Annotated in this window: 11 protein-coding genes; 7 read left to right on the plus strand and 4 right to left on the minus strand. The window is 47.7% G+C overall.

What is annotated here, in order from left to right:
* Window positions 1-45: 45 nt before the first annotated feature.
* Window positions 46-597 (plus strand): flavodoxin domain protein, encoded by a 552-nt coding sequence (locus tag HMPREF1152_RS08910; RefSeq protein WP_009643609.1) that lies wholly within the window; start codon window positions 46-48, stop codon window positions 595-597.
* Between the two features lie 6 nt (window positions 598-603).
* Here the strand turns inward: HMPREF1152_RS08910 and HMPREF1152_RS02825 are convergent, their stop codons facing one another.
* Both HMPREF1152_RS02825 and HMPREF1152_RS02830 read right to left on the minus strand, forming a co-directional pair.
* Window positions 604-2,007, minus strand: a complete 1,404-nt coding sequence (locus tag HMPREF1152_RS02825) for a chorismate synthase (RefSeq protein WP_009643669.1) — start codon at window positions 2,005-2,007, stop codon at window positions 604-606.
* A 42-nt stretch (window positions 2,008-2,049) separates the two neighbouring features.
* Window positions 2,050-3,651, minus strand: a complete 1,602-nt coding sequence (locus tag HMPREF1152_RS02830; protein ID WP_009643623.1) for a 3-phosphoshikimate 1-carboxyvinyltransferase — start codon at window positions 3,649-3,651, stop codon at window positions 2,050-2,052.
* A gap of 231 nt (window positions 3,652-3,882) precedes the next feature.
* On the opposite strand from HMPREF1152_RS02830, the gene HMPREF1152_RS02835 reads away from it, so the two are divergent.
* The 3 genes from HMPREF1152_RS02835 to HMPREF1152_RS02845 all read left to right on the plus strand — a co-directional run bounded on the left by HMPREF1152_RS02835 (window position 3,883) and on the right by HMPREF1152_RS02845 (window position 7,187).
* Window positions 3,883-5,103 (plus strand): pyridoxal phosphate-dependent aminotransferase, encoded by a 1,221-nt coding sequence (locus HMPREF1152_RS02835; protein WP_242822264.1) that lies wholly within the window; start codon window positions 3,883-3,885, stop codon window positions 5,101-5,103.
* A gap of 122 nt (window positions 5,104-5,225) precedes the next feature.
* Window positions 5,226-6,155 (plus strand): LysR family transcriptional regulator, encoded by a 930-nt coding sequence (locus HMPREF1152_RS02840; protein ID WP_009643611.1) that lies wholly within the window; start codon window positions 5,226-5,228, stop codon window positions 6,153-6,155.
* A gap of 162 nt (window positions 6,156-6,317) precedes the next feature.
* Window positions 6,318-7,187 carry a YitT family protein gene (locus HMPREF1152_RS02845; protein WP_009643665.1) on the plus strand — a complete coding sequence of 290 codons (870 nt, stop codon included), beginning with the start codon at window positions 6,318-6,320 and terminating at the stop codon, window positions 7,185-7,187.
* A gap of 192 nt (window positions 7,188-7,379) precedes the next feature.
* Here the strand turns inward: HMPREF1152_RS02845 and rpsT are convergent, their stop codons facing one another.
* Complete coding sequence (rpsT, locus tag HMPREF1152_RS02850) at window positions 7,380-7,652, minus strand: 30S ribosomal protein S20 (RefSeq protein WP_009643602.1); 273 nt, start codon at window positions 7,650-7,652, stop codon at window positions 7,380-7,382.
* Between the two features lie 204 nt (window positions 7,653-7,856).
* Entirely contained in the window at window positions 7,857-8,540 is a 684-nt protein-coding gene (locus tag HMPREF1152_RS02855) for an SGNH/GDSL hydrolase family protein (RefSeq protein ID WP_009643694.1), read from the minus strand.
* Between the two features lie 190 nt (window positions 8,541-8,730).
* Here HMPREF1152_RS02855 and HMPREF1152_RS08915 point away from each other — a divergent pair, with 190 nt between their 5' ends.
* From HMPREF1152_RS08915 to hemW, 3 genes are read left to right on the plus strand one after another with little or no spacing between them, the layout of a single operon-like run.
* Window positions 8,731-9,276: a DUF1836 domain-containing protein gene (locus HMPREF1152_RS08915; RefSeq protein ID WP_009643657.1), complete on the plus strand. Its 546-nt coding sequence runs from the start codon at window positions 8,731-8,733 to the stop codon at window positions 9,274-9,276.
* 20 nt (window positions 9,277-9,296) lie between these two features.
* Window positions 9,297-11,105, plus strand: a complete 1,809-nt coding sequence (lepA, locus tag HMPREF1152_RS02865; protein ID WP_009643603.1) for a translation elongation factor 4 — start codon at window positions 9,297-9,299, stop codon at window positions 11,103-11,105.
* Entirely contained in the window at window positions 11,092-12,249 is a 1,158-nt protein-coding gene (gene hemW / locus HMPREF1152_RS02870; protein ID WP_009643642.1) for a radical SAM family heme chaperone HemW, read from the plus strand. Before lepA ends, hemW begins: the two co-directional genes overlap by 14 nt.
* Window positions 12,250-12,261: the final 12 nt, after the last annotated feature.

Below are 12,261 nucleotides of genomic sequence, written 5' to 3' on the forward strand. Positions count from 1 at the left end.
AAATAAAGATAAGATTAACAACAGTTTCGTATTTGGAGAGATATTGTGGGTAAAAAAGCCATAGTGATATACAATTCTAAACGCGGTTCGACTAAGCAGTACGCAGAATGGATAGCTTCGGAGCTCGATTGCACTGCTGTCCCGCTGATTAACTTTGATTACGGGTCACTCGACCGATTCGATGTCGTGATATTTGGAGGCTGGCTCAGGGGCAGCGGTATAGTGGGCTTCGATAAGTTCAGGAAGCAGATTGTAGGGTGTGAAGATAAGCTTATCCTGTTTGTAACCGGAATTTCGGAGTATAATCCGGCGAACTATCAGCAGATATGCGAGATCAACTTTAAGGATGGCGTGAATATGCAGAATACGCTGCTGTACTTTTGCCCCGGACGTTATGTTCCCGGAGAAGTGAAGGGGCTCGATAAATTCCTTATGGCAGTATCCAAGAAGGTGCTATTGTCCGGAACCACCGACAAGGAGTCGGCTGCTGCTGCAAATTCGATGGTAGATGCAATCGTGAACGGTGTGGATAACGTCGATGAGCGATATGCGAAGCAGGTAATACGGGCTGCACTGAGACGTCTTCGAGATGAATGAGTCTGCTCATTTCCTCGTAATGAAATCTTTCTGGTGCTTACAGCTTGCGTTTATTATAGCTTTAAATATATCTTTATTTAAATCCGCCAAATCACGGCTGGAACGTGACTGCAGCTTTGAGAACAACGAGTCCTCCCTAGGTTGATCAACAATCTCAAGGTTGTGCTCCTGCTTGTATATCGCGACGGCTTCTGCAACTCTAAGGCGCTGTTCGATTAGTGGCAGCAGCTGAGAATCGATGGCATCTATTTCGGATCTGCAATCCGATATGTGCTGAACACCGGAGTCACCGTTGTTCAACATGCCATCAGGCTGCTCATCCGGCGCAGTGGATGCAGCTTGGCCGGCAGTCGAAGCGTCCTTATCGCTATTCTCAATTTGCACGTATTCGAGCTTGATATCTGCCGATTCCATTGGCTGCTGTGATAGCATTACATCGACCAGCACAATTGCGGTTGCAGCCTCTATACATGGAAGTGCCCTCGGAACGATACACGGATCATGCCTGCCGTGAACCTCGATTTCAGTTTCTTCCCTGCTGTCATATATTATGGTGCGCTGAACCCTTGCAATAGAAGGGGTTGGCTTGATAGCGACTCTGAATTCAATATCCATACCGTCGCTGATACCGCCGAGTATTCCTCCGCAGTTGTTGGTTCGTGTGCGCACATTTCCCTCTGCATCGTAATAAAACTCGTCATTGTTTTCGCTGCCGTACATTTCAGCTGCGCCAAATCCGGCGCCAAATTCAATGCCCTTTACGGCAGGTATTCCGAAAATCGCCTGTGAAAGCCTTCCTTCGAGCCCCTCAAAAAGAGGTCCACCATAGCCCGCGGCCAATCCGCTTACTGTACAGATCACTGTGCCGCCGACGGAATCTCGGAGCGCCTGCGCCTTGACAATTTCGGACAGAGGCTCTGAAGAATTTCCATGAATGTCGTGAATGGAAGCGCTTACAGCAATGCCCTCGGATTCCAGTATCTGCTTGCAAATTCCTCCCGCGATGCAGAGAGGCGCTGTCATGCGTCCCGAAAATGCGCCACCGCCGCGCGAGTCCTCGTGACCCTTGTATTTGACGTGAGCTGTATAGTCGGCATGACCGGGCCGGGGTGTGCGAGCCAGCGCGGAGTAGTCGGAGGATTTGACGTCCGTGTTGTATATAATTGCCTTGATCTGTTCTCCAGTTGTCATACCGTCCTTGATCCCGCTGATGAATTCAGGGTGATCCGGCTCCTTGCGCGCTGTCGATAAATTGCTTTGGCCGGGTGCTCTGCGCGTCATGAAGGTCGCCAGAGCTTCTTCATCAATCCGGATGCCGGGTGGCAAACCGTCGAGAATCATGCCAATCGACGTACCGTGTGATGTGCCGAATATAGATAATGTTAGCTTTTCACCTCGTAAAACAGACATAAGCTCTCCTTTATATATTACTTTATATATTAATAATATATGTCAGTCATCGTCCGACAACACTTTTGTAGTGAGACCGAGCCGTCCCAACACCTTGAAGAAATCGGGATACGACTTAGCTACTGCTCGGCAGCCGTGAATTCTGACAGGCTGCTCGCTCACCAGGGAAGCCGCCGCAAGCATCATTATAATCCTGTGGTCGCCGTATCCGTCTCCGACGTAGCTTCCGCTTAGAATTCCTGTCCCTACTATTACAAGCCCGTCTGACGTCTCCGATATATCAGCTCCAAGCTCCGTGAGGACTGCACATGTGCCGGACAGCCTGTCGCTTTCCTTTAGTCTCGCCCGCTTTGCGCCATATATCTGCGTTCTGCCGCGAGCTTGTGTTGCAAGCAGAGCTATAATAGGGACTAGATCCGGACAATCCGAAGCATCAATGGCATCGATAGACTTAAGTCCCTCTGACGGATATATGTCCACAGTTCCATTTAGCGTGCTGATTGCATCCGGATAGCACCTGAGCTTGATGCCGAATTCCTTCAGCAAATCCAAAATCCGCCTATCGCCCTGCTCCGACCGGAGCGGCAGGTTGGTTACTCGTAACTGCTCGCCGGATAGGGCGCCAATAGCCAGCAGCACTGCAGCGTTTGACCAGTCGCCTTCAATTTCAAGGGCATTTACTGTGCCGACCTTTCCGACATAGCGCTGATTACCCGGAATTGTATAGATCCACTCGTCAGAAGCAGAAGTACACCTGATATCGATACCGTATCTGCGCAGCACGGAAAGCGTCATCCTCACATATGCCTTTGACTCAAACCTCCCGCGAATTCGAATGACGCTATCTGATTCGAGTAGAGGTAGTGCGAACAATAATCCGCTTATGAACTGCGAGGATTGGGGACTATCAAAGGTAAACTCGCCGGACTGCAGCCTTTGATTGGGGAGCCTGCCGGAAATCCGGAGTGAATCGGGTGTATCTCTAGTAATTTTCATCCCGTGCAGCTCCAGCTGCTCGTTGAGCTCAGAGATTGGACGATCACTTAGTCTGCCGTGCAGCTTAAATTCAGCATCGACTCCCAGTGACGCAACTACAGGTAGGAGAAATCGGAGGGTAGTCCCGCTTTCCTTGCAATCTATGATCAGCCGGCTGCACATAGAACCGCCGCTCCTTTCAGATTCACCTTTCCTGTTAACTACGCCGTTATGCCCGGCAGTAGACGGGATATCGAATCGCTCCGGAGTGCCGGCGTTCCTGTTAATTACGTTGTTCTTCCGGGGCGGCTGATTGGGAAGCTTGACCATAGCCTCATAGGTTGCAAGTATATCGTCGGATAAATCCGTGATATCGAGCTGCAATTCATGCCCCGCAAGGGAGGCAGCAATAATCTCTCTGTGCAGGTATGACTTTGAGGCAGGGGCAGCGACATGCTTGATATGGGTAAAACTCGGAAAGTTGGCGGGTGGTACGTCAGCACGGCTTGAATTTCCACATACCTCATGAGTGGATCGCTCCAGAAACCATCTGAGCTTATCAGGATTGATACCGCACATATGCGTTACAGCGACAAAGCCGATGATGACGAGCACCGTACCTGACGGTTGATATTCAGATATTAGTTCCCCGAGTTTAGATAACAGCATCGACGCACCTCAACACACAGCGATTATTTTGTATTTTAGTTAGCAACGAATACGCGCTGTGTACATCCGCATATAAATTAGTGTTCCTATGCGGTAATTGTAACAGGTACGCGGGTAGGGAGCAAATATCATAAATATTAAACCATAGGTTTACTTTAAATTATATCGATTGATACTATTATGTCAGAATGTATATGATATAATGCAGGGTATAAAAGATATTAATCGTATATGGCTATTCGTAACGGAAAGGAGTTAATCATGGTTAACGAAAAATATCATGGCTTAGGAACAGCCCCATCAGTTATCAGAGAACTGTTTGCATATGGATTGCAGCAGGCTAAGGTAGTGGGTAAAGAGAACGTGTACGACTACTCACTGGGTAATCCAAGCATTCCGGCGCCGGCTAAGGTTAACGAGACAATCAAGAAACTTGTTGACACAGAGGATTCAATCCAGCTTCACGGTTATTCGATGGCTCCCGGATTCGAGAACGTACGTCAGGCAATCGCTGACAACCTCAACGAGAGATTTGGCGTAAACGCAAAGGCTAACGAGCTGTTCATGACATGTGGATGCGCTCCGGCACTGGTATCTGTTGCTCACGCACTCACAACATCCCCTGAAGATGAGTTTGTGGCAATCGCACCATTCTTCCCTGAGTACAACGTATTCTTTACCTGTGCAGGTGCTAAGCTGACTGTCGTACCCGCTGATACAGTTCACTTCCAGATTGATATGGATGCACTCGAGAAGACTATCAACGAGCATTCTGTAGCTGTTGTAATCAACTCCCCTAACAACCCGTCAGGAGTTGTATATACAGAGGGAACTCTCAAGGCAATTGCTGAGCTGCTCGATAGAAAGAGCAAGGAGTACGGACACCCGATCTATATCATCGCAGACGAACCGTACAGAGAGCTCGTATATGATGGAGTTAAGGTTACATTTATCCCGACAGTATATGACAACACGATTGTATGCTACTCATGGTCCAAGTCGCTATCTCTGCCCGGAGAAAGAATCGGATATGTGTATGTTCCTGAGAAGTGTGCGGATGCTAAGGCTCTATATGATACGGTTGCCGGTGCTGCTCGCGAGATCGGATCTGTATGCCCTCCGACTCTGATTCAGAAGGTTATCGGCGAGTGCGTTGGTGAGATGCCTGACCTGGCTGCCTACGATGAGAACAGAAATCTTCTCTACAACACTCTCAGAGAGTACGGATATGAGTGCGCTAAGCCGGACGGTGCTTTCTATCTCTTCGTAAAGGCTCCAAACGGTGATGCAGTTGCATATTCTGAAAAGGCTAAGCTGGATCACAACCTGCTCGTAGTTCCCGGAGACGGATTTGCTTGCCCCGGCTATTTCAGACTTTCGTACTGCGTAAGCAATGATATGATCAAGAGATCGCTGCCCGCATTCAAGGCTATGATCGAGTCTTACAAGTAAGCTGTCACATTTGCAATTAAACGCTGAAATAATTGCGTTTAAGCAAGTTGTTATTAAAAGCATAATGGTGTGGGGTGGGACGTATGTCTCGCCTACACCTTTTTATAGGGGAAATACGCCTCATGGAATCTAAAACTATAATAACTTTTATAAAAGCCGCAGAACTCGGCAGCTTCTCTCGCACCGCAAATGTGTTGGGATATTCGCAGGCAGCGGTAACTGTTCAAATCAAGCAGCTCGAGGATGAACTGGGCACGAGACTTTTTGACAGAATGGGGAAGGGAATTCAGCTCACTTCAAGTGGAGAGCGTTTTCTGCCTTATGCACAGCAGGTGCTCAAGGTTAACGAGCAGGCTCGCAAGTTCATGAAGCTGGATGATGAGCTGCATGGGACAATCAGAATAGGAACAACATCTTCGATGGCAAACGCTTATTTCCCAACATTGTTAAGGGAATTCAGCGAGACATATCCTCAGATTAAGCTCGTGCTCAAGACATCGGATTACTTCGACAACGTATATGAGAAGCTCAAGCAGAACGAAATAGATTTTGCCCTGTTCATAGATCGTAAGATGGTGTACAAGGACTGCAACACTGTCGTAGATCATCCCGAGGAGATGATTTTTATAGCATCGCCTGACAATCCGCTGGCATCGAGGAAGGATATACCGATTCAGGATATTGTCAGCAACGGATTCATTACTTCCGATCAGGAGGTGAGCTATCCGAGGTTCCTCGACGACTACTGCAAGGACAATGGTATAGAGTATGAGCCAATCATGGAGGTCAGCTCGGTTATAGCGATTAGCGAGATAGTTGCAAGCAGCAACTGCGTATCCTTCGTTCCGAAATCTTCTATTATCAGAGATCTCGAGCAGGGCAGGGTTGTAATACTGGATGCGGATAAGAGCTTCAAATGTAGGATGTACTCGCAGATAGTGTATCGACGTGAGAAGTGGATTGAACCTCACCTGGAGATATTTATGGAATTTGTTCGCAGCAAGATCAGGAAAATTGATAATACTGAAGAGCCTGCGGATATACAACAATAAGCAGAGAGAGCAGCGTGAGAACGATTGAGTAATGGAAGTCTAAATAGGCGCGGATAGACAGCGATAAGCAAGGTGAGCAGCCCGGGATAGATTTCGATTTGTTAAGCAGATGATGAATGCGCGTATTGAGAAATAATTAGAGAAGGCGATAGAGACAGAGAGATGAATATAAGCAAGAACGGTATTATAGATTTTATTGTTATCACTATTGGTACGATTATATGCGGTGCTGCGACCTATTTCTTTATGGTCCCAAGCAATCTCGCAATTGCCAGTGTATCCGGTGTAGCGATTCTGATCGGCAAGTTTATCCCTCTGTCCAAATCAGTGCTTATCCTGATTTTAAATGTTGTACTCCTCGTCATCTCGTGGTTCTTCGTTGACCGTGAATTTACCATCAAGTCGGCATACCCGTCGGTGGGTCTTCCGGTAGTTATGATGGTATTCGAGTATTTCACTCCGAACTATCATGGGGTGATGAATGATCAGTTTCTGGACATGATATGCTATCTGTTCCTGTGCGATCTGGGCATTGCGCTCATGGTTGTGAGAAATGCTTCGTCCGGAGGACTCGATGTGCTCTATAAGATGGCAAACAAATACCTGAGCATTGACTTTGGCGTTGCGACATCTGTCGTCGGAATAGTCATCTCAGCGCCGGCGATATTTATTTATGACCCTAAGACCGGAGTCCTGAGTATATTGGGTACATACATCACGGGAATTATTATCGACCACTATGTGTTCGGCATGACTACTAAGCTCAAGATATGTATATTGTCCAAGAAGTATGAGGAGATATGCGAGTACATACTCAATGAGCTGCATAGCGGAGTGACCATCTACGAGGCATCAGGTGGATTTACAGGTGAGAAGATAAAGGAGCTCAACGTGATTGTCAACAGAAACGAATACGCCAAGATTATGAAATACCTGAAAAGTGCAGATCCGGACGCGTTTGCAACGGTTACAAATATACATGATGTTATGTACAGGCCGAAGCGAATATCGAAGAGTGACAGTGTTAAATAATGAATCGAAAGCCCGCAGTCCGGCGGGCTTTTATCATTGCTTTCATCATTCGCGTCCGCTGCGAGCGGCGACTGGCGCAGATGTGCAGCCGGGATATTGAAACAAAAAAAGAACGAAGGGAGACACTCCTTCGTTCCGGCGTATTTTTAACTTATACGCTGCACATGTATGTGCTGTGGGGACGGGTGAGAATTAGTTGTTCTCCTTGAGACTGTTAAGTCTCTTAGCGAGTCTCGAAACTGTTCTGGAAACGGTATTCTTGTGATAAGTACCCTTAGCAGCAGCCTGCATCAGCTTCTTCTCAGCAGCCTTAAATGCCTGCTCTGCTTCTGCAACATCACCTGTGTTAACTGCAGCTAGAAAAGCCTTCTCAGCTTCGCTAACATGGTTCTTAACTCTCAGGTTGCGAGCAGTCTTCTTGTCAATAGTTTTGATTCTCTTCTTTGCGGATTTAATGTTTGCCATTTATTTACCCCACTTTTCTTATAAACAGTTATAATTCGCCTTGAAATTATATCTCACAAGCTTTGAAATTTCAAGTTCATGAGCGCAGTTTCTCGGCAATCACATAATAAATACATCGCAGATACTGCTTTTTAAATAAATTGCCTGTGATAAGGGAGGCAGCTGCATTGAAAGCGCAATTGTGAATCGGATTCGCTCTATATATTAGTCGAGCGCAGCCAATTCCTTTCGTAGAAATTTCGCGATCAGCTTGTGACCGGCTGCATTAGGATGCATGCCGTCAGCACAGATATAGTCGCTATAATCTCCCAAATCCAGGAAAGGCTTCCTGATATCAAATAACTGTATCCCATATTCGTCCGCAAGCCTGATGACCATATCGTTATAGTCGCTCTGCCATTTTTCTATGGATAGGATATCCCCTCCGAGATATTTCATTATGTTGTCCTTGTTGAGATCTCGCGATACCCAGCGGAAGAAACGCTTTCCGTCAAGAGGCGGGAGAGTGAGCAGTATAGGCCTGCTGCCGGCGAGCATTGTCTTTTCGATTATATGCTCATACTGTTCTTTGAACTCGCTGAGGGGAGTTTCGGCACAATGCTCGCAATTTGGGGATACGGACACCTCGTTCCAGTTTATATTGCAATCATTTCCTCCAAATTCAATCAACGTGTATTTATAATCCTTAATATTGGAGTAACGCTTGTCGAGAATCTTACTTCCCTTTGAGGTTGTAGCGCCGAACGAAGCGAAATTTCTGAAGGTGGAGCCGAAATCCTTCTGCAACAGAGCGATGAAGTTGTCGTTTAGCAAAGCATATTTCTGTCTGATCTCATCAAATATTATTCCCTTAGCTATTGAATCGCCAAGCACGCAAAATTCTGTCATTTGTTACCTCCTCGTAATATTCAAATACAGTGAAGAAGATTTGTAAAACCTTGTAATATGATATTCAATATTATATTAAACAATTGTTAAAATTGCAATAGCTGATGCTGAGTTTTTTGACAAATGAACGCTGTTATTTGCGCACGTGATTAAGTATAATGAAACATATAGATTAGAAAGAGGTGAGATAATGCCGGAGCGGATTAAGGAACTTATATACAGGCTTGAACACTCCAGACCGGAGAACTGGGATAAGATTCCGGATATTGACTTATACATGGATCAGATTATCGGATATATGAAGAGACAGCACATCGGACTTGAGTTCGACGGTGATGAATCTCTTACGCCTGCGATGATTAATAATTATATGAAGAGCGATTTGCTGCCAAGGGCTCATGGCAAGAAGTATGACCGTGAACATATCGGGTATCTGACTGCTATCTGCCTTCTCAAGCAGGTGATGAGCGTCAAAGAGGCGGGGGTGCTGCTCGAGTCGGAGATGGATCACATGGATGTGGAGCATTTTTATGAGGAGTACTGTAGGACTGTTGATGCCGAGTATTCATCGATGGCGGATAAGGTCAGAGAATGCAAGGATAGGGAAACAGCGACCAGGATGGCACTTGAGCTGGCGGTGACCGTATATGCAAGCATGCTTGCCTGCAAGGAACTGATAGCATATATAGACGAAGCTGCAGGTAAAGCAGATGGCGCCGATAAGTCGGAAAAGTAGCAAAGGACAACAATACAGTTATGGAATATTTAAAGAATATCAGAAATTTCAGCATTATTGCCCATATAGATCACGGCAAGTCGACACTGGCCGACAGGCTGATTGAGAAGACCGGACTCGTCGCATCGCGCGACATGAAGGAACAGTATCTCGACAATATGGATATCGAGAGGGAGAGGGGGATCACCATCAAGCTTCAGACGACGAGACTGGCTTACAGGGCGAAGGATGGGCAGGAATACATCCTCAATCTCATCGACACCCCGGGACACGTGGATTTCAACTATGAGGTGTCGCGTTCGCTTGCAGCTTGTGACGGTGCGGTGCTGGTTGTAGATGCAACTCAAGGGGTTGAGGCACAGACTCTTGGTAACGTATATCTCGCCCTCGACGAGGATCTCGAGATTCTGCCGGTTCTCAACAAGATGGATCTGGAGAGCGCAAGACCTGACGAAGCCAAGGAGGAGATAGAAGAGATAATCGGAATTGACGCCGAGGATGCCCCGCTGATCTCCGCAAAAACAGGCATGGGCATAGATGATATGCTGGAGAAGCTCGTCGAGGTTATACCTCCGCCTGAAGGTGATCCGGATGCAAATCTCAAGGGACTTATCTTCGATTCATATTACGACAGCTACAAGGGTGTGGTGATATACACGAGAATATTTGACGGCAGAGTAAAGAAGGGCGATTACATCCGCATGATGAACACCGGCAAGGACTACGAGGTGACTGAAGTCGGCTACTGTATTCCGAGTATGATTCCTGCCAAGGAGCTCAAGGCAGGAGAGGTAGGCTACGTGTGCGCCAGCATCAAGCAGGTTGCCGATGCCAGAGTCGGAGATACCATCACACTTACCAAGTCGCAGGCGGCTCATCCGCTCAAGGGATACAAGAAGGCGCAGTCCATGGTGTACTGCGGAGTGTATCCGGCAGATGGTGAGAAGTATGAAAATGTAAAGGACGCGCTCGAGAAGCTGCAGGTCAACGATGCCGCATTCCACTTCGAGCCTGAAAATTCCGCGGCCCTCGGCTTCGGATACCGTTGCGGCTTCCTCGGGCTGCTGCACATGGACGTTATAATCGAGAGACTTGAGAGGGAATTTGACCTCAATGTCATCACCACCCTGCCGAGCGTTATATACAAGGTAGTTATGAAGGACGGCAGCGAGATTATGGTTCAGAATCCTTCCAACCTGCCTGATCCGGCGGAGATACAAAGGATAGAGGAGCCAATCGTTTCGGCTGAAATCATGACGCCTAAGGACTATGTCGGCACTATTATGACGTTGTGCCAGAGCAGACGCGGCAACATGGTCAACATGGAATATCTGACGGAGACAAGAGTGCAGCTGCATTATGAGATTCCGCTCAATGAGGTGATATACGATTTCTTTGATGCGCTCAAATCCAAGACAAAGGGCTATGCGTCGCTGGACTATGAGTTCAAGGATTACAGGGCTGCCAAGCTGGTCAAGCTCGATATCCTGCTCAACAAAGAACTTATCGATGCTTTCAGCACAATTGTGCCGGAAGAGGAAGCGTACGCAAAGGGGCGCACGATATGTGCAAAGCTCAAGAAGCTCATCCCTATGCATCAGTTTGAGGTGCCGATTCAGGCAGCAATCGGGCAGAAGGTAATCGCGCGGGAGACGGTCAGAGCTTACCGCAAGGACGTAATTGCGAAGTGCTACGGAGGTGACATCTCGCGTAAGAAGAAGCTGCTCGAAAAGCAGAAGGAAGGCAAGAAGCGCATGAGACAGTTCGGCAGAGTCGAGGTGCCTCAGGAGGCGTTCACAGAGGTTCTGAAGTTCGATGACGACAAATAAGAAGTCAGGTATATATGTTCATATTCCGTTTTGCGTGAGAAAGTGCAACTACTGCGCTTTCCTGTCAGTCCTATCGGACGAAGCCGCGCGGGAGAGCTATGTAGACAGCCTGTGTCGGGAGATCAGAATAAGAAGTGCGAATGGCAATGATGAGAGCCTTGGCACGTTTGACTCCGTGTTCTTTGGCGGAGGCACTCCTTCACTTCTAAGTGCGGAACAGATAGACAGACTGCTGCGCGAGCTGAGGCGGAACCTCAACATAGAAAATGGAGCGGAGATAACCATGGAATCCAATCCGGCCACGCTGTCAGCTGACGGTCTCAAGGGATACAGAGCTGCCGGTGTGAACAGGCTATCCATGGGAGTGCAGAGCATGAATGACGCTATACTGCAGAGGCTGGGACGCATTCACACCTCAGACGATGTCATCAGGGATATCAAGCTCGCGAGAGAAGCCGGCTACGACAATATCAATCTCGACCTGATGTTCGCTGTTCCGGGCGGCACTCCGGAAACTACATTGACGGACCTCAGTGCCATCTGTGAGCTCAAGCCGGAGCACGTGTCGTTCTACAGTCTGCAGCTGGAAGAGGGTACCGGGTTCTTTGATGAATTTGAACGTGGAGAGCTGGAAGAGCTTCCGGATGAAATCGACCGCGCGATGTATCATGCAGGGTGCGATTACCTTGTGCAGCACGGGTATGAGCATTACGAGATATCGAACTTTTGCAGGACCGGTCGTGAGTCCAAGCATAATCTCAAATACTGGGATATGTCTCCTTACCTCGGGCTGGGTTTGGGCGCATCGTCTTATATAGGCGGACGCCGTATCGTAAATGTCAGCTCTATGGACAAGTATCTGCGGCTTGTGGCAAAAGGAATTTCACCTATCGCCGAAGCTCACGAGAATTCGGAGCATGACGACGTGTCCGAGGCTGTTTTTACGGGGCTGCGGAAATCAGAAGGTATCAGGTATGCGGATATACTCGGCAGCTACGACGAATTTTGGGAATATTACAGTGATGTGAGAGACGAAGTGCGCCGATACGAACGGGACGGCAAGCTGATTATCACGCGAGAGGGTTTGAGGCTCACGGAAGCGGGGATAGATATAAGTAACGGGATTATGGCGCTTTTTGTATAACAGAAGAGGAGG

It is taken from the genome of Mogibacterium sp. CM50 (genome assembly GCF_000293155.1).
GTDB lineage: Bacteria > Bacillota > Clostridia > Peptostreptococcales > Anaerovoracaceae > Mogibacterium > Mogibacterium timidum.

Excerpts from the sequence above, each read along its gene's own strand:
- HMPREF1152_RS02825 (WP_009643669.1), bottom strand. The coding sequence starts at position 2,007 with ATGTCTGTTTTACGAGGTGAAAAGCTAACATTATCTATATTCGGCACA.
- HMPREF1152_RS02830 (WP_009643623.1), bottom strand. The coding sequence starts at position 3,651 with ATGCTGTTATCTAAACTCGGGGAACTAATATCTGAATATCAACCGTCA.
- HMPREF1152_RS02835 (WP_242822264.1), top strand. The coding sequence starts at position 3,883 with ATGGCTATTCGTAACGGAAAGGAGTTAATCATGGTTAACGAAAAATAT.
- HMPREF1152_RS02840 (WP_009643611.1), top strand. The coding sequence starts at position 5,226 with ATGGAATCTAAAACTATAATAACTTTTATAAAAGCCGCAGAACTCGGC.
- HMPREF1152_RS02845 (WP_009643665.1), top strand. The coding sequence starts at position 6,318 with ATGAATATAAGCAAGAACGGTATTATAGATTTTATTGTTATCACTATT.
- rpsT (WP_009643602.1), bottom strand. The coding sequence starts at position 7,652 with ATGGCAAACATTAAATCCGCAAAGAAGAGAATCAAAACTATTGACAAG.
- HMPREF1152_RS02855 (WP_009643694.1), bottom strand. The coding sequence starts at position 8,540 with ATGACAGAATTTTGCGTGCTTGGCGATTCAATAGCTAAGGGAATAATA.
- HMPREF1152_RS08915 (WP_009643657.1), top strand. The coding sequence starts at position 8,731 with ATGCCGGAGCGGATTAAGGAACTTATATACAGGCTTGAACACTCCAGA.
- lepA (WP_009643603.1), top strand. The coding sequence starts at position 9,297 with ATGGAATATTTAAAGAATATCAGAAATTTCAGCATTATTGCCCATATA.
- hemW (WP_009643642.1), top strand. The coding sequence starts at position 11,092 with ATGACGACAAATAAGAAGTCAGGTATATATGTTCATATTCCGTTTTGC.